Source organism: Phenylobacterium sp., assembly GCF_030693805.1.
In the GTDB taxonomy this organism is placed as follows: Bacteria; Pseudomonadota; Alphaproteobacteria; order Caulobacterales; family Caulobacteraceae; genus Phenylobacterium.
Map to the genome: position 1 here is coordinate 1 of NZ_JAUXZW010000074.1, position 18,951 is coordinate 18,951.

Annotated in this window: 18 protein-coding genes; 9 read left to right on the plus strand and 9 right to left on the minus strand. The window is 69.3% G+C overall.

Going from position 1 to position 18,951, the window contains the following annotated elements; all coding sequences use genetic code 11:
• Positions 1-2,327 (plus strand): DNA topoisomerase (ATP-hydrolyzing) subunit B (gene gyrB / locus Q8M88_RS03330; protein WP_305594830.1); only part of this gene is annotated, 2,327 nt, incomplete at its 5' end.
• Positions 2,328-2,400: 73 nt separating this feature from the next.
• Here the strand turns inward: gyrB and dnaA are convergent.
• Entirely contained in the window at positions 2,401-3,834 is a 1,434-nt protein-coding gene (dnaA, locus tag Q8M88_RS03335) for a chromosomal replication initiator protein DnaA (protein WP_305594859.1), read from the minus strand.
• A 403-nt stretch (positions 3,835-4,237) separates the two neighbouring features.
• Complete coding sequence (rpsT, locus tag Q8M88_RS03340) at positions 4,238-4,507, minus strand: 30S ribosomal protein S20 (RefSeq protein WP_305594831.1); 270 nt, start codon at positions 4,505-4,507, stop codon at positions 4,238-4,240.
• Positions 4,508-4,659: 152 nt separating this feature from the next.
• Here rpsT and Q8M88_RS03345 point away from each other — a divergent pair, with 152 nt between their 5' ends.
• The 4 genes from Q8M88_RS03345 to Q8M88_RS03360 all read left to right on the plus strand — a co-directional run bounded on the left by Q8M88_RS03345 (position 4,660) and on the right by Q8M88_RS03360 (position 7,746).
• Positions 4,660-5,517, plus strand: a complete 858-nt coding sequence (locus Q8M88_RS03345; protein ID WP_371132619.1) for a cation diffusion facilitator family transporter — start codon at positions 4,660-4,662, stop codon at positions 5,515-5,517.
• A gap of 170 nt (positions 5,518-5,687) precedes the next feature.
• Positions 5,688-6,374: a glutathione S-transferase family protein gene (locus Q8M88_RS03350; protein WP_305594832.1), complete on the plus strand. Its 687-nt coding sequence runs from the start codon at positions 5,688-5,690 to the stop codon at positions 6,372-6,374.
• Positions 6,355-7,515 carry a tRNA epoxyqueuosine(34) reductase QueG gene (queG, locus tag Q8M88_RS03355; RefSeq protein WP_305594833.1) on the plus strand — a complete coding sequence of 387 codons (1,161 nt, stop codon included), beginning with the start codon at positions 6,355-6,357 and terminating at the stop codon, positions 7,513-7,515. The genes Q8M88_RS03350 and queG overlap by 20 nt, the downstream gene beginning before the upstream one ends.
• Before the next feature lie 21 nt (positions 7,516-7,536).
• Complete coding sequence (locus Q8M88_RS03360) at positions 7,537-7,746, plus strand: GIY-YIG nuclease family protein (RefSeq protein WP_371132620.1); 210 nt, start codon at positions 7,537-7,539, stop codon at positions 7,744-7,746.
• A gap of 146 nt (positions 7,747-7,892) precedes the next feature.
• On the opposite strand, the gene rfbC is transcribed toward Q8M88_RS03360, so the two are convergent.
• Complete coding sequence (gene rfbC / locus Q8M88_RS03365; RefSeq protein WP_305594834.1) at positions 7,893-8,450, minus strand: dTDP-4-dehydrorhamnose 3,5-epimerase; 558 nt, start codon at positions 8,448-8,450, stop codon at positions 7,893-7,895.
• A 33-nt stretch (positions 8,451-8,483) separates the two neighbouring features.
• On the opposite strand from rfbC, the gene Q8M88_RS03370 reads away from it, so the two are divergent.
• Positions 8,484-9,524: a glycosyltransferase family 2 protein gene (locus Q8M88_RS03370; RefSeq protein WP_305594835.1), complete on the plus strand. Its 1,041-nt coding sequence runs from the start codon at positions 8,484-8,486 to the stop codon at positions 9,522-9,524.
• Here Q8M88_RS03370 and argE read toward each other — a convergent pair.
• The 6 genes from argE to Q8M88_RS03400 form a co-directional block, all read right to left on the minus strand.
• Positions 9,484-10,659 (minus strand): acetylornithine deacetylase, encoded by a 1,176-nt coding sequence (gene argE / locus Q8M88_RS03375; RefSeq protein ID WP_305594836.1) that lies wholly within the window; start codon positions 10,657-10,659, stop codon positions 9,484-9,486. The two genes, Q8M88_RS03370 and argE, sit on opposite strands and share 41 nt — an antisense overlap.
• 82 nt (positions 10,660-10,741) lie before the next feature.
• Positions 10,742-11,227 (minus strand): FKBP-type peptidyl-prolyl cis-trans isomerase, encoded by a 486-nt coding sequence (locus Q8M88_RS03380; RefSeq protein WP_305594837.1) that lies wholly within the window; start codon positions 11,225-11,227, stop codon positions 10,742-10,744.
• Positions 11,227-12,429, minus strand: a complete 1,203-nt coding sequence (locus Q8M88_RS03385; RefSeq protein ID WP_305594838.1) for a threonine ammonia-lyase — start codon at positions 12,427-12,429, stop codon at positions 11,227-11,229. Before Q8M88_RS03385 ends, Q8M88_RS03380 begins: the two co-directional genes overlap by 1 nt.
• Before the next feature lie 59 nt (positions 12,430-12,488).
• The gene (locus Q8M88_RS03390; protein WP_305594839.1) at positions 12,489-13,580 is read right to left on the minus strand and encodes a GNAT family N-acetyltransferase; all 1,092 of its coding nucleotides are present in this window, start codon (positions 13,578-13,580) and stop codon (positions 12,489-12,491) included.
• A gap of 70 nt (positions 13,581-13,650) precedes the next feature.
• Positions 13,651-14,166, minus strand: a complete 516-nt coding sequence (locus Q8M88_RS03395; protein ID WP_305594840.1) for an adenylyltransferase/cytidyltransferase family protein — start codon at positions 14,164-14,166, stop codon at positions 13,651-13,653.
• A 28-nt stretch (positions 14,167-14,194) separates the two neighbouring features.
• Positions 14,195-16,051 carry a dipeptide ABC transporter ATP-binding protein gene (locus tag Q8M88_RS03400; protein ID WP_305594841.1) on the minus strand — a complete coding sequence of 619 codons (1,857 nt, stop codon included), beginning with the start codon at positions 16,049-16,051 and terminating at the stop codon, positions 14,195-14,197.
• 101 nt (positions 16,052-16,152) lie between these two features.
• On the opposite strand from Q8M88_RS03400, the gene Q8M88_RS03405 reads away from it, so the two are divergent.
• Genes Q8M88_RS03405 through Q8M88_RS03415 form a run of 3 tightly spaced genes read left to right on the plus strand, consistent with a single transcriptional unit; the run spans position 16,153 to position 18,949 of the window.
• Positions 16,153-16,686, plus strand: a complete 534-nt coding sequence (locus Q8M88_RS03405) for an HAD family hydrolase (protein WP_305594842.1) — start codon at positions 16,153-16,155, stop codon at positions 16,684-16,686.
• Positions 16,683-17,591 (plus strand): ABC transporter ATP-binding protein, encoded by a 909-nt coding sequence (locus Q8M88_RS03410; protein WP_305594843.1) that lies wholly within the window; start codon positions 16,683-16,685, stop codon positions 17,589-17,591. The genes Q8M88_RS03405 and Q8M88_RS03410 overlap by 4 nt, the downstream gene beginning before the upstream one ends.
• On the plus strand, positions 17,588-18,949 hold the full coding sequence (locus tag Q8M88_RS03415) for a hypothetical protein (protein ID WP_305594844.1): 1,362 nt from the start codon (positions 17,588-17,590) through the stop codon (positions 18,947-18,949). The genes Q8M88_RS03410 and Q8M88_RS03415 overlap by 4 nt, the downstream gene beginning before the upstream one ends.
• Positions 18,950-18,951 lie beyond the last annotated feature (2 nt).

Consider the following 18,951-nt stretch of genomic DNA (forward strand, 5'->3'; position numbering starts at 1 on the left):
CCGGCATGTATATCGGCGATACCGATGATGGGTCCGGCCTGCACCACATGGTCTATGAGGTGGTGGACAATGCCATCGACGAGGCGCTCGCGGGCCACGCCACCGAAGTCACCGTGACGCTGAACGCCGACAATTCGGTGACGGTCACCGACGACGGGCGCGGCATCCCGACGGACATCCACGAGGGCGAGGGGGTCTCGGCAGCCGAGGTCATCATGACCCAGCTCCATGCCGGCGGTAAGTTCGACCAGAACTCCTACAAGGTCTCCGGCGGCCTGCACGGCGTCGGCGTCTCCGTGGTCAACGCCCTGTCGGATTGGCTGAAGCTGAAGATCTACCGGGGCGGCAAGGCCTACGAGATGGAGTTCCGGCGCGGCGACCCAGTCTCGCCCCTGGTGGTCACCGGCGACGCGCCGCTGCGCGAGAACGGTGAGTTCCTGTCCGGCACCGAGGTCACCTTCATGGCCTCGAACGAGACGTTCTCGCTGGTCGAGTACGATCGCAAGACGCTGGAGCACCGGCTGCGGGAGCTCGCGTTCCTCAACTCCGGCGTGACCATCTGGCTGAAGGACAACCGCGAGGCCGAGCCGTTCGTCGAGCTGCTGCACTACGACGGCGGCATCGAGGCGTTCGTGCGCCACCTGGACAAGGCCAAGACCGCGCTGCTGAAGGCGCCGATCGTGATCCGCGGCAAGCGCGAGAACGTCGAGCTCGACATGTCGCTGTGGTGGAACGACGGCTACCACGAGAACGTCCTCTGCTTCACCAACAACATCCCGCAGAAGGACGGCGGCACCCACCTGGCGGCGTTTCGCTCGGCGCTGACACGGATCATCACCGGCTACGCGGAGAGCTCCGGCGCGACCAAGCGCGAGAAGGTCTCGCTGTCCGGCGAAGACGCCCGCGAGGGCCTGACCTGCGTGCTGTCGGTCAAGGTCCCCGATCCCAAGTTCTCGTCCCAGACCAAGGACAAGCTGGTCTCGTCCGAGGTCCGCCCCGCTGTGGAAGGGCTTGTCTCCGAAGGCATCGGCCAGTGGTTCGAGGAGCACCCCACCGAAGCCAGGCTGATCGTACAGAAGATCGCCGAGGCCGCCGCCGCCCGCGAGGCGGCCCGCAAGGCCCGCGACCTGACCCGGCGCAAGACCGCCCTCGATATCTCCTCGCTGCCCGGCAAGCTCGCCGACTGCTCGGAGAAGGACCCGGCCAAGTCCGAAATCTTCCTGGTCGAAGGCGACTCCGCCGGCGGCTCGGCCAAGCAGGCGCGCAACCGCGAGAACCAGGCTGTGCTGCCGTTGCGGGGCAAGATCCTCAATGTCGAGCGCGCCCGCTTCGACAAGATGCTAGGGTCGGACCAGATCGGCACCCTGATCACCGCGCTGGGCGCCGGCATCGGCCGGGATGACTTCGACATCGAGAAGATCCGCTACCACAAGATCGTGGTGATGACCGACGCCGACGTCGACGGGGCGCACATCCGCACCCTGCTGCTGACCTTCTTCTATCGGCAGATGCCGCAGGTGATCGAGCGGGGCTACCTCTATATCGCCCAACCGCCGCTCTATAAGGCGACCAAGGGCAAGTCCTCCCAGTACCTCAAGGATGAGGCGGGCCTGGAGGCCTACCTGATCGGCGAGGGTGTCGACGGGGCGGTGCTGCAGCTTTCCAACGGCGAACAACTGGCCGGCGCCGACCTGCTGGCGCTGGTGCAGTCCGCGCGCGGGGCCAAGGCCAATGTCGAGCGGCTGGCCGCGCGGGCTCCGGCCTTCGCCATCGAGCAGGCCGCGCTCGCCGGCCTGCTGGGCGAGGCGTCCGACGTCGCCGCCGCGGCTCGGCGTCTCGACCTCTACGCTGAGGAAGGCGACGGCGGCTGGACCGGTGAAAAGGGCGACCTGGGCGGCTTCGTGTTCTCGCGCATCAAGCGCGGGGTGTCGGAGCGCATAGTCCTGGACGACCTGCTGCTGCACGCCGCCGACGCGCGCCGCCTGGCCGAACGCACCGCCACCATGGCTGAGACTTTCTCAGCCCCGGCCAATTTCAGCCGTCGCGACCGGTCCACCCAGGTGCGCGGGCCGATCGACCTGGTGAACGCGGTGATGGAGGCCGGCCGCCGCGGCCTGACCGTCCAGCGCTACAAGGGCCTGGGCGAGATGAACCCCGACCAGTTGTGGGAGACGACGCTGGACGCCAGCGCGCGCACCCTGCTGCAGGTCAAGGTGACCCACGCCGACGACGCCGACGACATGTTCACTCGCCTGATGGGCGACTTGGTCGAGCCGCGCCGTGAGTTCATCCAGGAGTTCGCCCTGGACGCCGAGGTGGACGTCTAAGGGCGAGCAGGGACTTTCCCGTCTCGCATTCCCAACTCCGCTCACCCCGGCGAATGCCGGGGTGTGGGTTAGGTCAGCCGCGCAGCTTGCGGAGCAGCACGTCCAGGTCGCGGGCCAAGGTCGCGTCATCCACCTTCAAGGCCTCGATGCGGCGCACCGCATGCAAAACCGTCGTGTGGTCCCTGCCGCCGAAGCGACGGCCGATGTCGGGCAGCGAGCGGGTGGTGATCTGCTTGGCGATCCACATCGCCGCCTGACGCGGACGGGCGACCGCGCGGGCGCGGCGCTCAGACGTCATGTCCGATTGCTGCAGGCCATAATGCTCGGCCACCGCCTTCTGGATCTGGTCGACGGTCACCCGCTTTTCACCGCAGGCGAAGTGCGGACGCAGGATGGCCTGCGCCTCGTCGAGCGTCAGACGGGCGAGGTCGCCGCCGACCCGGGCGACCAGGGTGTTCAGCGCGCCCTCGAGTTCGCGTACGGAGTCGGTGAAGCGTTCGGCGAGGAACTGCAGCACTTCGGGCCGGGCGGACGGCAGGAACTTGCCCTGCTGGGCCAGCGTCGCCAGCTTGCGCTCCAGGATGCCCAGGCGAAGATTGTGATCGGCCGGCTCGATGCCGCAGACCAGACCGGCCTGCAGGTGCGAACGCAGGCGCGGCTCGAGCTCCGACAGGTCGGCGGGCGCGCGGTCCGCGGTCATCACCACCCGGCGGCCGCCTTCAACCAGCGCGATCAGGGTGTGGAACAGCTCTTCCTGTGTGGAAGGCTTGCCGGCGACGAAATGCACGTCGTCGATCAACAGCAGGTCGGCGTTGCGCAGCTCCGCCTTGAACGCCGCCGTCTGCTTGTCCTGGATGGCGCGCACGAAGGTCGAGGTGAAGCGTTCGGCGGTGAGATAGACCACCCGCTTGTCCGGCGCGTTGCGCATGGCTTCCCAGGCCATGGCGTTCAGCAGGTGGGTCTTCCCGAAACCGTAAGGCCCGTGGAAAACCACCGGGTTGAAGTGGCCGTCGGCCCAGATGGCGACCCGGCGGGCGACCGCGAAGGCGAACTCGTTGGCCGGGCCGGCGACGAAGGTGTCGAAGCTGAAGCGCTCCTGCAGTCCCTGCTGGCGGGCTTGGCGCGCCGTCTCCGGCGCAGGCGCCGCAGGCTCGGCGTCGACCACGCGCAGGGCCGGCGTCGCGGCGACCGGGACGGCCTGCGCGTCGACGGCGGAGACGGTGTCGAACTCCATCTTGGACTTCAGGTCCAGACGGCGGCCGAGGGGATCGTTCTGCGCCCACAGCTCGCCGATGCGCCGCCAGGCATGGCGACGGATCCAGTCGCGGGCCACGCCGGTGGCGGCGACCAGGCACACTTCGCCTGCATGCTCGCGCAGCGCCGCTTGGCCCAGCCAGGACCCGAAGGTCGCATCGCCCAGCTCGCGCTTGAGCGCCAGGCAAGTTTTATCCCAGACCAGCCCCGCCTGGGTGTCAGTCACCGCGCCCACATAGCCCCCGCTAGTCATGTCCGCCACCTCACCAGCCCACCGGACGACCCGCAACCCCACGCTGCTGTCGACCTTTTCCAGAGCACAACAACTCCCGTCCGGCGGTCATGGAGTGGCCCGCCAGCGCCCGGTTTTGATCCGAGTTCAGATTGAATACGCTCTAAGAGCCGGCAGACTAGTCGGGGGCCTTGGGGGGTCAACGGGGATTCTTCGCGGCTTTTCGCGATATTTTCGTTGACTCACCGGCAGCCCTTCAACCGTCAGGGGAAACTCAAAATCACCTTCCGGGCGCTGAGTATTTTGGTCGCATTAGTCGCACCCGACCAGGCGTCGGGCACGATTTCGCGACCCCTGAAAAGAGGTCGCGGCAGCCATAATTGACAAGAAGGGGAAAGGCGCCCTTGCCGGGCGCCAGCGCGCCTCAGGCGGCGGCGAGTTTCTTCAGGCGGGCGGCGAGGCGCGAGACCTTCCGCGAACCGGTGTTCTTGTGCACGACGCCCTTGCTGACGGCGCGCATCAGCTCGGACTGAGCCTCGACGAAGGCCGTGGTCGCGGTGGGCTTGTCGCCGGCCGTGACGGCTTCTTCGAACCGGCGCAGGAAGGTGCGCAGGCGCGAACGGCGCGCCTTGTTGATCTCAGTGCGGCGGGCGATCTTGCGGACGGCCTTCTTGGCGCCGGGCGTATTGGCCATTTTCAGCTCTCAAACAGGTTCGCGCCCGGGCCTCGCCGGACGGTGAAATTCGGAGGCGCGGATATACGGGATGCGATAGGCCCGGTCAATGCGCCGCCGGCTGCGAGTCATTTGCGCTGGGGTCGAGGCCCGCACTTGGGTAATCAGAGCCGATGATCGCCGCCACGCCCAGGCTCAGTCCAGGCGAGACCTTCGCCTTGACCCGACGGGTCACCCTGCTCTCCGTGAGCGTGGCGCTGGCGCTGGTGGCGATGAAGTCCGCAGCGTGGATGGCCAGCGGCTCGATCGCCCTGCTCGCGTCCCTGGCGGACTCAGGGTTGGACCTGCTGGCCTCGTTGATCACCTTTTTCGCCGTGCGCTACGCCGCCGCCCCTCCGGATGCCGAGCATCGCTTCGGCCACGGCAAGGCCGAAGCCTTCGCCAGCCTCGTGCAGGCAGGCCTGGTGTTCGCCTCGGCGGCCCTGATCGGCCAGGAGGCGGTGCGTCACGTCCTGTATCCGCAACCCTTGGAGTCAGGCGGCTGGGCGATCGCCGCGATGCTCGCCTCCACCGTGCTCACCGCCGGCTTGATCTACGCTCAGACGCAGGTGCTGAAGCGCACCGGCTCCGTGGCGATCTCGGGCGACCGCGCCCACTACATGTCCGACCTCGCCTCGAACGTCGTCGCCCTGCTGGGCATCGCCGCCGCTGCCTGGCTCGGTCAGGGGCGTCTGGACGCCATGGCCGCCTTCGTCGTCGCCGCCCTGCTGCTGTGGGGGGCGGTGGGCGTGTTCCGCGAGGCGGCGGCTCAGCTCATGGACCGAGAATTGCCGAACGAGGAGCGCGCGCGGATCGTCGAGCTGGTCACCCATGATCCGCGCCTGACCGACGTTCACCAGTTGCGCACCCGCGCCGCCGGACCGATTATCCATATGCAGATGCATGTCGACCTCGACGCCGACTTGAGCCTGGAAGCGGTGCATGAGGCGATCGTCGCGGCGGAGAAACGCCTGCTCGAAGCGTTCCCCTAGGCTGACGTGATCATCCACGCCGATCCCCGCGGCCGGGCCGAGCCGCACGGCGGCGCGTTCGCCGAGGAGGTTCCTGACCGTGCGTAGTAAACGGGACTTTAAGGGATTGCGCGCCGTGTCTGTCGCGTTGTTCTCAACGTCAGCGCCACGCTGACCCGCCCCTGACCGCCATGGCCGCCGAACGCACGCTGCACCATTTCCCGCTGGATCCCGCCTCTCGCCAGGTTCGCCTTGCGCTGGGGGAGAAGCGCCTCGCGTTCCAGGAGAATCACGTCCGCTACTGGGAGCGGCCGGAGGAGTTCGCACGCCTCAGCCCGTCGGGGGCCACGCCGGTGCTGGTCGACAGCGACGGCGAAGGCGAGCTGGTGTTGTGCGAGAGTCGCGCCATCCTCGACTACCTGGAGGAACGCTATCCGGAGCCCGCGCTGCTCAGCCGCCGCCCGGCGGAACGGGCCGAGACGCGGCGCCTGCTGCAGTGGTTCGACCGAAAGTTCGACTTCGAGGTCGGCGGCACCCTGCTGCACGAGAAGATGGAAAAGCGTCTGCTGCGCCTGGGCTCGCCCGATCTGGCCGCGCTGCGCCACGGCCGCGAGGCGCTGCGCGCCCACCTCGACTACATCGAGACCCTGTTGCAGGGCCGCGAGTGGCTGGCCGGCCAGCGCATGAGCCTGGCGGATTTCGCCGCCGCCGCACACCTGTCGGTGATCGACTACTTCGGCGACATCCCCTGGCGCGACTTCCCTGGCGTGAAGACGTGGTACATGAAGCTGAAGAGCCGGCCCTGCTTCAGGCCATTGCTCCTCGATCGCTGGCCGGGGCTGGCGCCCGCCGGCCACTATGACGACCTCGACTTCTGACACCATCGAGACGCAGATCCGCGCCGAGGCCTTGCGGCTGGGGTTCGACGCCTGCCGTTTCGCCGACGCCTCCGAAGCGTGGCCTGCATCGGATCGTCTGACCCAGTTCGTCGACGCCGGCCGCCACGGCGAGATGGCCTGGATGGCGCAGACCGCCGAACGCCGCGCTCACCCGACCGCCATGTGGGGCGAGGCGCGATCGGCGGTGATGCTGGGGGTCAACTACGGGCCCGACGCCGACCCGCGAGAGATCCTGGCGCATCCCCAGCTTGGCGCGATCTCGGCCTACGCCCAGGGCGACGATTACCATGAGCTGATCAAGAAGCGGCTGAAGACACTGGCGCGGTGGATGCAGCAGCGTTTCCCGGCCGAGGTGAAGGTGTTCGTCGACACCGCGCCGCTGATGGAAAAGCCACTGGCCGAGCGCGCCGGCCTGGGCTGGCAGGGCCGTCACACCAACCTGGTGTCGCGGGAGTTCGGCTCCTGGCTGTTCCTGGGCGCGGTGCTGACCACGCGCGAGCTCAAGCCGGACGCGCCGTCTCAGGACCACTGCGGCGCGTGCCACGCCTGCCTCGACGCCTGCCCGACCAACGCCTTCCCGGCGCCGTACCAGCTCGATGCGCGGCGCTGCATCTCCTATCTGACCATCGAGTTGAAGGAGGCGATTCCCGTCGAGTTTCGGCCCGCGCTCGGCAACCGCATCTACGGCTGTGACGACTGCCTGGCCGTCTGCCCCTGGAACAAGTTCGCCCAGATCGCCCACGAACAGGCCCTGCACGCGCGCGAGGCCCTGCGCGCGCCGGCGCTCGGAGAGCTGGCCCTGCTGGACGAAGCCGGCTTCCGCGTTCTGTTCGCCAAGAGCCCGGTCAAGCGCATCGGCCGCGACCGCTTCGTCCGCAACGTCCTCTACGCGATTGGCAACAGCGGCGACGCGGGGCTGGTGACCCAAGTCGTCGCCCTGCTGGACGATGATGCGCCGGTAGTGAGAGGCGCGGCGGCTTGGGCGCTCGGGCGGCTGGCGCCGGAGCGGTTCGAGGCGATGCGGGCGGATCGGGTCTCGACGGAGAACAGCGCCGCGGTGCGTGGAGAATGGGTCATCACCCCGCCCGCTCATCCCGACGAAAGTCGGGACCCAAGCTGAGACTGGGGCGGGCTCTGAACCATGTCGTTCTACACCTACCTGATGGCCAGCGCGCCGTGCGGGACGCTCTACGTCGGCAGCACCGACGATCTCGCGAAGCGCATTTACGAGCACCGCGAGAAGGTTCGGCCCGGTTTCACCGCCAAATACGGCGTGGTGCGGCTAGTCTGGTTCGCGGCGCAGGAGGGTCAGGAGGCCGCGTTTCGACGTGAGCGACAGATCAAGGAATGAAAGCGCAAATGGAAGATCGAGCTGATCGAGGCCGCGAATCCTGAGTGGCGCGACCTGTATGCGGACCTCAACAACCTGATCGGATTTTGAGTTTCTGACTCAGCTTGGGTCCCGACTTTCGTCGGGATCAGCGGGGAGGGGGTAGGTCAGAACTTAACTTCACCCAGCTCAGCCAGCGTCGGCAGCGTCTGGTCGCGTGCGTTCACCATCGCTCCGTCGGCGCTCACCGGCCAGTCGATGCCCAGCGCCGGGTCGTTCCAGAGGATCCCGCCCTCGGAGTTCGGGGCGTAGGCGCCGTCCACCTTGTAGAAGATCTCGCAGTCATCGGTCAGGGTGCAGTAGCCGTGGGCGAAACCGCGTGGCACCAGGAGTTGCTCGCCGCCCAGCGCGGTCAGTTCGGCCGCCGCCCAGCGCCCGTAGGTCGGCGAGCCGCCGCGAATATCCACCGCCACGTCGTAGATCGCGCCGCTTAGCACACGCACCAGCTTGGCCTGCGGGTTGGGCGAGGCCTGAAAGTGCAGGCCGCGCACGGTGGCGCGGCGCGCGCTGAACGCCTGATTGTCCTGCACGAAGTCGAAGTCCAGGCCGTGCTGCGCCATCGCAGCCCGGCTCCAGGTCTCCGAGAACCAGCCTCGCGCATCGCCATGACGCTTGGGCGTGATAAGCAGAACCTCGGGCAGGGCGAGCGGCGTGATCGTCGTCATGGCCTTCTCAACGGGAGTGGACGTGGCCTCCGCATGACCCAGCCTGCGGACGAACACAAGATTGCGGCGCCGGCCGCGAGCGTCCTGGTGCTCGCCTATCAGAGCGGGCCGACGCTCGCACGCTGTCTGACGGCCCTGCGCGGACAGACCTTCGCCAACTTCGAGCTGCTGCTGGCCGACAACGGCTCCAGCGACGGCGCGCCACAGGCCGCCGCAGCCGCCGACGCTAGCGTGAGGCTGATCGACAACGGCGCGAACCTGGGCTTCGCGGCCGGGGTCAACGCCGCGGCGCGCGCATCGCAAGGCCGCTGGCTGGCGCTGATCAATCCCGACGCCTATGCGGAGCCGCAGTGGCTGGAGCGGCTGATGGCCGCCGCCGGCCGCTATCCCGACGTGCGCTGTTTCGCCTCGCGGCAACTGATGGAGGACGATGCGGGCCGTCTCGACGGCCTCGGCGACGTGATGTCGGCGGTGGGCTTCCCGTTCCGCGGGGGCTATCGCGGGCGCGATCCCGGGCCGCTGCCGGACGGCGAGGTGTTCTCAGCTTGTGGTGGGGCGATGCTGATCGAGCGCGACCTGTTCCTGGAGATGGGCGGCTTCGACGAGCGGCTGTTCTGCTATTGCGAGGACGTCGACCTGGGTTACCGGCTGCGGCTGCGCGGCGAGCCGGTGCTGGTGATCCCTGAGGCGGTGGTGCGCCATGTGGGCTCGGCGTCATCCGGCGGGCCGCGCTCGGAATTCGCGGTGTTCCACGGCACCCGCAACCGGCTCTGGGTGTTCGTCAAGGATACGCCGACGCCGCTGCTGTGGCTGACCGCGCCGCTGCATCTTGCCGCGACGCTCCTGCTGCTCGCCCGTCACGCCCTGCGCGGCGAGATCGGCGCGCCGTGGCGCGGGCTTGTGGCGGGCGTGCGGGGATTGCCGATGGCGCTTGCGGCGCGCCGCGAAGCCCAGGCAGAGCGGCGCGTCTCGTCGCTCGAGATCGCCCGCGCCATGACCTGGAACCCGCTGGACCTGCTGGCCCGGCGGGTGGTCATTCGGCGGTGGCGGCCCACTCGGCCAGCCGGCTCATGAACGCCGCGCCGCGCTGCATCTGACTGACTTCGACGAACTCGTCCGGCTGGTGCGCCTGGTCGATGGACCCTGGGCCGCAGATCACCGTCGAGAAGCCCGCCTGCTGGAATTGTCCGGCCTCGGCGGCGAACGCCACGGCGCGCGGTGGGCCGTTGTCGCCGGCGAGCCGCCGGGCGAAGGTTTCGGCGACGCCGCCGGGTTCGGGATTGAGGCCCGGGGTATGCGAGCGGCGCTCGACGCGAACGCCGGCCTCGGGGAACCGGGCCTTCAACGTCGCGTCCAGCGCCTGCGCTTCGGCGAAGAAGTCGCTCAGCACCGCCTCCGGATCCATCGCGCCGGCGCAGCGCAGGTCGAAGACGAAGACGCACTCGCGGGCCAGGATGTTCACCGCGGTGCCGCCATTGACCTGGCCGATGGTGAGCGTGGCGCCCTTGGGGGTGAACGGCGAGGCGGGGTCGGCCTCGCGCTCCAGCTTCTCGGCCAGCCGCGACAGCGAGCCCATGAGCTGGACCGCCGCCATCACCGCAGAGGCGCCGAGCTGGGTCTGGCTGGAATGCGCCTCCTTGCCGCTCACCGTGACGATGAAGGTGGAGATGCCCTTGTGGCCGGTGACCGCCTCCATGTTGGTGGGCTCGCCGACCACCACCAGGGCGGGGCGGGGCAGTTCCCGGGCGATCACCTCGATCATCGCCGGCGCGCCTATGCAGCCCACTTCCTCGTCGTAGGAGAAGGCCAGATGCACAGGGCGCTTTGGCTGGGCGGCCAGGATGTCCGGGGCGGCGGCGAGCGCCAGGGCCAGGAAGCCCTTCATGTCGCAGGTTCCACGACCGTACAGCCGGTCGCCGCGCAGCGTCAGGGCGAAGGGGTCGGAGGTCCACGGCTGGCCATCCACCGGCACCACGTCGGTGTGGCCCGACAGCACCACGCCGCCCGGCAAGGCGGGACCGATGGTGGCCAGCAGGTTGGACTTGGTGCCCTCGGCGTTGGGCACGCGGCGCGAGGCGACCCCCAGATCGGCCAGATAGGCCTCGACCCACTCGATCAGGGCGAGGTTGGACAGGCGCGAGGTGGTGTCGAAAGCGATCAGCCGGCCGAGGATGTCGAGCGCGCGATCGCCGAGTTGTTCTGCGGACATCGGGCAAGCCTAGCCCCCTGCGCCGCCCGTCTCAAAGGAAAGCGTGGATCCCGCGCCGGATGGCAATGGAACGCTGCGCGGCTCAGCCCTGCTGAATGCGGCCGGGCGCCGGCAGTACGTCGATCAGCTCGATGCGGAAGATCATCACGCTGCCCGAGGGGATGTCGCCCTTCTGCTCGTCGCCGTAGCCGAGCTCCGGCGGCACATAGAGGATCCATTCGTCACCCGGACGCATGAGTTGCAGCGCCTCGATCCAGCCTGGGATCAAGCCGCTCAGCGGCATCGCCGTCGGTGCGCCGCGCTCATAGGAGGAATCGAACACCTTGCCCGAGACCAGCTTGCCTTCGTAGTGGACCTTCACCTCATCGGCGCGTTGCGGGTGCAGTCCGGTCGAAGGGCCCTGGCGGACGACGCGGTACTGCAAGCCGGAGGGAAGGGTGACGATGCCCGCGGCCTTACCGTTCTCAGTCATGAACGCCTTGGAGGCGGCCGACTGGTCGGGCGCCTTGGGCGCGCCGCAGGCGGCCAGCAGCAGGCAGGCCAGCAGGACTGCAAAACGTGACGCCATCAGACGGCCCTCGGGGGATAGCCGGCGTCGCGCAGCGCCGACATGATGTCCTGGGTATGCTGGGCGTCGCGCGTCTCGATCATGATGTCGAATTCGGCGCCCTTGGCCGGCACGTCCAACGCCAGGCGGTTGTGCGCCACCTCGACGATGTTGGCCCCCATGTCGCCGATCACCCGCGACACCGTGGCCAGGAAGCCCGGGCGGTCGTCGCCGATGATCCGCAGCGACACCAGGCGCTGGTCGCGCACCAGTTCGCGGGTCAGCACCGACGCCAGCAGGCGCGTGTCGATATTGCCGCCGGTGAGGATGACGCCGGTCTTCTTGCCCTTGAATCGCTCCGGATAGGCCAGCAGGCTCGCCAGCGACGCAGCCCCGGCGCCCTCGGCGACGGTCTTCTCGACGTTGCAGTACAGCGCCACGGCGCGCTCGAAGTAGGGCTCCTCGATCAGCAGCACCTCGTCGATCAGCGGCCGGGCTATGCCGTAGCTGACTTCGCCCACCTGCTTCACCGCGATGCCTTCGGCGATGGTCGAGCCCCCGGCTCCGGGCGCGACGCCGCGCATCTTGGCGGTGAACGACGGGTACATGGCCGGCTCCAGGCCGATGATCGAGATTTTCGGATTGACGTGCTTGGCCGCCGTGGCGACGCCGGCGATCAGCCCGCCGCCGCCGATCGGCACCGGCAGCACCTCGAGGTCCGGCACGTCCTCCAGCATCTCCAGCGCCACAGTGCCCTGTCCGGCCATGACATCGGGGTCGTTGAACGGATGCACGAAGATCAGGTCGCGCTCGGTGCAGAGATCCTGGGCGCGGGCCGAGGCGTCGTCATAGCCTTCGCCCTCCAACACCACATCGGCCCCGAAAGCGCGGGTCTGCTGGACCTTCATGAACGGGGTCGAGCGCGGCATGACGATGGTCACCGGAATGCCCAGCCGGGCCGCGTGGTAGGCCAGCCCCTGGCTGTGGTTGCCGGCGGACGCTGCGATGACGCCGCGCTTCTTGGCGTTGTCGCCCAGCAGCAGCAGCTTGTTCAGCGCGCCGCGCTCCTTGTAGGCGGCGGTGAACTGCAGGTTCTCGAATTTCACCCACACCTCGGCCCCGGTGATTTCCGACAGGGTGCGCGAATGACGGCACGGCGTACGCTCGATATGACCCTTCAGCCGGTCTGCGGCGGCGAGGATGTCGGTGAAAGCGAGAGTCATTGGCGGGGGGCCTTGGGGAAAAAGTCGCGCAACCTAACGGCGCCGCAGCATGGCGGCAATCACCGCGCGATGCGCAGGCCTCGCCACTGATCCATGCGGCGCAACGCCTTGGCCGGAAGGTGCGAGGCGGGACCGAGCGGCAGGGCCTCAGCGGCGGCCACCACGCCATAGGCCGCGCGGCGCACCAGATCGGCGGCCGAGGGCACGCCGACGAAACCCTGGGTCACGCCCTGGACGGCGTTGGACAGCTCCTGCTTGAAGCGCTGGTCGCCGCAACCGAGGTCTAGGCGGCTGTAGGGCGTGTCGTCCATCCAGCGCAGCACGTCGAGGAACAGCATCATGCCCGGCGAATAGCGTTCGAAAGCCGGATCGTGGGCGATGATCCAGGCGTGCACCGTGCGACGGCCATGGATGTGGAAGTGCGCCGCCGCCAGCTTGTCGCCGATGTGCAGGGTGAACAGCGCGCCGCCGAACTCCGGGTCGCGGCTGTCGAACAGCTCGCGAAGCAGCCGCTGGGTCCAGGGCGTCTCGAAGATGTCGGTCTGATGGGTGGCGTGCAGCTGGCCGCGCTTCCAGCCGATCATCCGCTCGAAGTCGCCGGATGAACGCGAGAAGGCGGTGAAGACGGGCGTGGCCAAGTCTTTCGTGACCTTGCGGCGCTTCTTCTCGATGTCCTTGATCAGGCCGACGCCGGCCGCCCGGCGCTCGGCCTCGAAGGCGGCCCAGCCGCCGCCCATGTCCACTACCCGCGACACGCTGCGACCGCGCGCATACGGTGCGAAGTCGGCCTGGCTCTCCAGCATGGCCGAGAAGTCGAAACGGTGGACGCCGAACGCATGCACCAGGTCGTGCGGATCGACGCTGAGGCCCGCCTCGGCGACGAGGGCCTGGTAGTCGCACATCGGCGCCCCCGCCGGCAGGGCGGTGAAGGCTCCCAGCCGTGCGGCCATGAAGCCCACGTCGCGGCCGTCCTGGTTGACTACCGCCACCTGCAGCCCGCGGGCGCTCTCGCCCTGGGCGCGTTCGACAGTCCTCGCCCACTGCGGCGACAGGAATGGGCTGTCGAACGCCGGATCGACGCGCTGCAGCTCGCTCCAGCGCGCGACCTGCGCCGCGGTGAGGTCGCGGGGACGGATGACGTCGATCGACAAGGGGCGGAAACCTAGCTGAACTTGCGCGGACCCTAGGCCCGTGAGTCTTTCCGCGAGGTTGAGGCCGCGCCTAGCGCCGGCTGCTCCAGAACTCGCCCCAGTCGCGCAGGAAGTCGGTGGAGGACCACTGCTTGTCGCGGCCGACCCCGTCGATGATCTCGATGCCGAGATCGCGGCAGGCGGATTCCTCGGCGGGCGGCATGGACTTGCCGACCACCCGGTCGCCGCCCTTGGTGAAGTAGCGGGGCCGCACGGCGCGCAGCGCCACCGCCACGGTCGGGTCGTCCTTGATCTCGAAGGTCACCACATAATCGACGCCGCGGATCGCCGAGACGATGGCCGCGCGGGTCTCGAGATCCTGGAAAGCCTTGCCCTTCTTGTTCACCAGGAAGTCGTCGCCGTTGACGATCACCACCAGGGTGTCGCCCATCGCCTTGGACTCCACGATGCAGGTGACGTGACCCGGATGGATCGGGTCGAAGCCGCCGGAGGTGGCGACGACCACCCCCATGTCGCGGACGTCCCGCAACTTGGCGAATTCCTCGAGGCTGAGGACGGGGGCGTAGTTGGCGGCGGTGTAGGTCATCGGAAACGCATAACTTCCGGCGGGTGAATCAGATGCTAGCGTCGGGTCCCGCGGGCGGATCGAATTCCGACACCAGGTGGCCGGGCGCCACTTCGCGCAGCTGTGGCGCGTAGACCGGCGCCATCGGGTCGATGCTCAGCCGGGATGGCAGGAAGCGCAGGGCGGCGCGCGGGTCCATCGGACTTGGCGGTTCGCCCTCGATCTTGATGCGCTTGCGGCTGCGCTCGCGCACCGGGTCGGGGATCGGCGCGGCCGACAGCAGGGCCTGGGTGTAGGGGTGCTGCGGCGCGGCGTAGAGCTGGTCGCGGTCGGCTTCCTCCATCACCCGGCCCAGATAGAGCACCATCACCCGATGGCTGATCTCGCGCACCACCGCCAGGTCATGGCTGATGAAGATCATCGCCAGGCCCATCTCCTTCTGCAGGGCGATCAGCAGGTCGATGATCTGGGCGCGGATCGACACGTCGAGAGCCGAGACCGCCTCGTCGCAGATCACCAGCTTGGGCTTGAGGATCATGGCGCGGGCGATGCCGACCCGTTGGTTCTGGCCGCCCGAGAGCTCGTGCGGGTAGCGGTTGATCAGGGCCGGGTCGAGGTCGACCTTGGCCATCATCGCACGGACCTCCAGCTCGCGTTCGCCGCGCGACATGTCGGCCCGGTAGACCTGCATCGGCTCGGCGATCGAGTCGCCGATGGTCATGCGCGGGTCGAGGCTGGCCAGCGGGTCTTGGAAGACGATCTGCAGGTCGCGGCGCGCGGCGCGCAGGCTCTCGCGATCGGCGTGGGTGATGTCGCGGCCCATCAGGGTCACCGCGCCGGCCGTGGGCGGGATCAGCCGCAGCACCGCGCGCGAGAGGGTGGACTTGCCGCATCCGCTCTCGCCGACCACCCCCAGGGTCTCGCCCTGGCGTACGTGGAAGCTCACCCCGTCGACGGCGCGCAGTTGCTTTCGGCCGCCGAACAAGCCCTCGCGCAAGGGGAACCAGACTTTGACGTCGGTGGCCTCGGCGACGATCGGCGCATCGGCCGCCACAGGTTGCAGAGTGGGCCTGCCGCCGCGGTCGGCGCGGTCCAGGCGCGGGATGGCGGCCAGCAGCTCGCGGGCGTAGTCGGTCTGGGGCGCGGAGAAGATCTGCTCGACCGGGCCCTCTTCCACATAGGCGCCCTGCCGCATCACACAGACCCGGTCGGCCAGGCGGGCGATGACGCCCATGTCGTGGGTGATCAGCACCATGGCCGCGCCGGTCTCGCGCTTCAGCTCGTCCATCAAGTCGAGGATCTCGGCCTGCACGGTGACGTCGAGGGCGGTGGTCGGCTCGTCGGCGATCAGCAGCTCCGGGCCGCCGGCCATGGCGGCGGCTATCATAACCCGCTGGCGCATGCCGCCCGACAGCTCGTGCGGATACTGGCTCATGCGCCGGGCCGCATCGGGGATACGCACCCGGCCCAGCCAGTCCAGCGCCCGCTTACGCGCCTCTTCGCCGGACAGGCCCAGGTGCAGACGCAGCGGCTCGGCGATTTGCTCGCCGATGCGCACGTGCGGGGTGAGCGCGGTCAGCGGGTCCTGGAAGATCATCGTCATCTTAGAGCCGCGGATCCGGTTCAGCGCCTTGGGCGGCAGGCCCAACAGCTCCTGGCCGAGGAATTTGGCGGAGCCGCCGGCGCGGCCGTTGCGCGCCAGCAGGCCCATCACCGCCATGAAGGTCTGGCTCTTGCCCGACCCGCTCTCGCCCACCACGCCCAGGGTCTCGCCGCGGGGAATCGCCAGGGTGACGCCGCGCACCGCGCGCACCGCGCCGTCATAGGTGTCGAAGTCGACGGTCAGATCGTCCAGGCTCAGGACAGGCGGAGTCAGCGTGAGGGCCGATCGATCTGGGTCCGCCAAGACGAGCACCTCTGCGCAGGGAATAGCTTCGACCATAGACCGGCGCGTGACGAATGCGAAAGCGCGCGCCGTGGCGTCGCGGTGGCGCTATAGTCCAGCCCGTGTCCAACGCCTCGGCCGATCCGTTGTTGCGCCCCGCCCTGTTCCTCGACCGGGACGGCGTGCTGAACGTCGATCACGGCTACGTCCACCGCTGGGAGGACTTCCGCTGGATCCCCGGCGCGAAAGAGGTGATCGGCGCCTTCAACCGCGCCGGCTGGCTGGTGTTCGTGGTGACCAACCAGTCCGGCATCGGGCGCGGTTACTATACCGAGGACGCCATGCTCGCCCTGCACGCGCGGATGATCGAGGACCTGGCGGCCAGCGGCGGGCGGATCGACGCGGTCTACTATTGCGCCCAGCACCCTGAGGCGACGGTGGAAGCCTACCGCCATCCCGATCCGCCGGATCGCAAACCCAACCCCGGCATGATCCTGCGGGCTCTGGCCGAATGGCCGGTGGACCGCGAGCGCTCGGTGATGGTCGGCGACAAGCCGGCCGACCTGGAGGCTGCGTTGCGCGCGGGCCTGCGCGGCTTGCTGTTCCCCGGCGGCGACCTGGCCAAGTTCCTGGAAGCGGAGGCGATCCTCGCATGATCGAGGTGACGGACGTGATCTACGACTATCCCGCCATGCGCGCTTTGCACGGGATAGGCTTCACGGTGGAGGCGGGCGCGGTGCTGGCGCTGGTGGGGCCGAACGGGGCCGGCAAGACCACGCTGATGCGGTGCATGGCGGCGCTGGATTCGCCCACCGAGGGTCACATCCGCATCGGCGGACTGGACACCCAGGACGATCCCCGCGCGGTGCACGCCGCGATCGGCTATCTGCCGGACTTCTACGGCCTCTATGAGGAGCTCAGCGTGCGACGCGCGCTCACCTACGCGGCCCGCTCGCGCGGGGTCAGCGAGGCTGACGCGCCGGGCGCGGTGCAGCTCGCGGCCGAGCGCGTGCAGCTGGCCGACCGGCTGGACGCGCGGGCCGGCGAGCTGTCGCGGGGCCTGCGACAGCGCCTCGCGATCGGCCAGACCATCGTCCACCGCCCGCGGGTGTTGCTGTTGGACGAGCCGGCCGCCGGCCTCGACCCCGAGGCGCGGCGCAGCCTTTCGGACCTGATCCTCAAGCTGTCCTCCGAGGGCATGACCATCGTCGTCTCCTCGCACATCCTGGCCGAACTCGAGGACTACTCGACCCGCATGCTGATGATCCGCGACGGCCGGGTGGCTGGAGGCGGCGTGGTGGCGGCCGGCGCGGGCGCACGCGACGGCGAGCGGGTGGCGGTGACCTTCGCAGATCCGCCGCCGGATCTGGCCGAGCGGCTGACAGCGCTGGGCGTCGCCGTGGAAACCATCGACGGCGACGAGGCGGTGATCGCCGCCCCCGTCGGCGAGGACGACGCGGCGCTGCTGGGCCGGCTGATGGCGGCGGGTCTGCGGGTGCGCTCGTTCCAGCCCGCGCGGCGCACGCTCGAGGACGCCTATCTGGCCGAGGTGAAGCGATGAACCCGGAGTTCCAGCGCAACCTCTGGCTGGAGGCATCGCCCCGCCGGATCGCCTGGGCCGGCGTATCGCTGGCCTTGGTCTACGGGATCGCCCTGCTGGCCGCGCCGGACTATCCGGGCGGCCGCGCAGTGGCCCTGGGCTGGACCGGCGGGGCGGTGTTCGTGCTGTGCGCCTGGATCTGGGCGGCGCGGGCGGCCGGAACCTCCGTGCTAGGCGAGATCGCCGACCGCACCTGGGACTTCCAGCGACTGTCGGCGCTCGACCCCTGGGCGATGACCTGGGGCAAGCTCCTGGGCGCCTCCAGCCTCGCGTGGATGTGCGGGCTGACGGGACTGGCGCTGGCGACCATAGCCGGCGCGGGCCGCGATCCGCACATGGCGTTCTGGGGCGTGCTGTCGATGCTGGCCGCGGCCTTGCTGCTGCAGGCGGTGTCGATGGGCGCGGCGCTGATCGGGGTGCGCAAGGCGCGCGCCGAGGGCCGCGCCGCCAGACCGGGAGGAGTCATTGGCGGGCTGGTGATCGGCGGCTTCCTGCTGGTCAGCGCGGCCGGATCCGCGGGCTTCCAGCGCGGCGTGGGGATCGCCGGGCTCTCGACCCTTTTGCATACCGGCGGCGAAGTGGAGTGGTGGGGCGCGGTCGCGCCCGGTCAGCCGTTCCGCGCCCTGGCGCTGACCGCATTCGCCGGATGGGCGCTGGCGGGCGCCTGGCGACTGATGCGGTTGGAACTGCAGATGCGCAACGCACCACTGACGTGGCCGGCGTTCCTGGTGTTCCTGGCGTTGTTCATCGGCGGCTTCGCCTACCCAGCGGGCGGGATGATGGCGGCGCTGCTGGCCGGCGCGCTCGCGGTCGCCCTGTGCGCCTACGCCGCCGGGTTCGCCGAGCCTGCGGACCGGGTGCGGTTGCGGCAGTTCGCCGGCGCGGCCCTGGCGCGGGACTTCAGCCGTGCTGCGGCGTTGGCGCCCTCGGCCTTGGCGCCGGTGGCGCTGGCCGCCGTGCTGGTGGTCGCGGCCCTGGTCAGTCCGCGCCAGGCCGGCGCAGAGATCTCGCTGCAGGACGTCTGGCAGGCGCTGGCGCTGATCGCCTTCGTGGTCCGCGACCTGGGCGTCATCGCGCTGTTCCGCTTCGGGCCGCGCCCGCAGCGCGGCGACTTCGGCGCGGTGGTGGCGCTGGCGCTGCTCTATGCGGCCGGTGCGATCCTCGGCCACTCAATCGGCGGCGACACGGGCGGGGCGGTGTTCGCGCCGCTGCCCGGCGCGCCGCTGGTCAGCCTGGTCTCCGGCGCGGTGCAGGCTGCGATCGCCTGGTGGCTGGCGGCCAAGCGCATCCGCGCGCCGGAAGTCAGCGCGGCCGCATAGGT

What these genes read in the sequence shown, in the direction of transcription:
- argE (WP_305594836.1), bottom strand. Translation starts at nt 10,659, where the DNA reads ATGTCCGCAGAACAACTCGGCGATCGCGCGCTCGACATCCTCGGCCGG.
- Q8M88_RS03410 (WP_305594843.1), top strand. Translation starts at nt 16,683, where the DNA reads ATGATCGAGGTGACGGACGTGATCTACGACTATCCCGCCATGCGCGCT.
- Q8M88_RS03395 (WP_305594840.1), bottom strand. Translation starts at nt 14,166, where the DNA reads ATGACCTACACCGCCGCCAACTACGCCCCCGTCCTCAGCCTCGAGGAA.
- Q8M88_RS03350 (WP_305594832.1), top strand. Translation starts at nt 5,688, where the DNA reads ATGGCCGCCGAACGCACGCTGCACCATTTCCCGCTGGATCCCGCCTCT.
- Q8M88_RS03360 (WP_371132620.1), top strand. Translation starts at nt 7,537, where the DNA reads ATGTCGTTCTACACCTACCTGATGGCCAGCGCGCCGTGCGGGACGCTC.
- dnaA (WP_305594859.1), bottom strand. Translation starts at nt 3,834, where the DNA reads ATGACTAGCGGGGGCTATGTGGGCGCGGTGACTGACACCCAGGCGGGG.
- Q8M88_RS03345 (WP_371132619.1), top strand. Translation starts at nt 4,660, where the DNA reads ATGATCGCCGCCACGCCCAGGCTCAGTCCAGGCGAGACCTTCGCCTTG.
- Q8M88_RS03370 (WP_305594835.1), top strand. Translation starts at nt 8,484, where the DNA reads ATGACCCAGCCTGCGGACGAACACAAGATTGCGGCGCCGGCCGCGAGC.
- queG (WP_305594833.1), top strand. Translation starts at nt 6,355, where the DNA reads ATGACGACCTCGACTTCTGACACCATCGAGACGCAGATCCGCGCCGAG.
- rpsT (WP_305594831.1), bottom strand. Translation starts at nt 4,507, where the DNA reads ATGGCCAATACGCCCGGCGCCAAGAAGGCCGTCCGCAAGATCGCCCGC.
- rfbC (WP_305594834.1), bottom strand. Translation starts at nt 8,450, where the DNA reads ATGACGACGATCACGCCGCTCGCCCTGCCCGAGGTTCTGCTTATCACG.
- Q8M88_RS03380 (WP_305594837.1), bottom strand. Translation starts at nt 11,227, where the DNA reads ATGGCGTCACGTTTTGCAGTCCTGCTGGCCTGCCTGCTGCTGGCCGCC.
- Q8M88_RS03415 (WP_305594844.1), top strand. Translation starts at nt 17,588, where the DNA reads ATGAACCCGGAGTTCCAGCGCAACCTCTGGCTGGAGGCATCGCCCCGC.
- Q8M88_RS03385 (WP_305594838.1), bottom strand. Translation starts at nt 12,429, where the DNA reads ATGACTCTCGCTTTCACCGACATCCTCGCCGCCGCAGACCGGCTGAAG.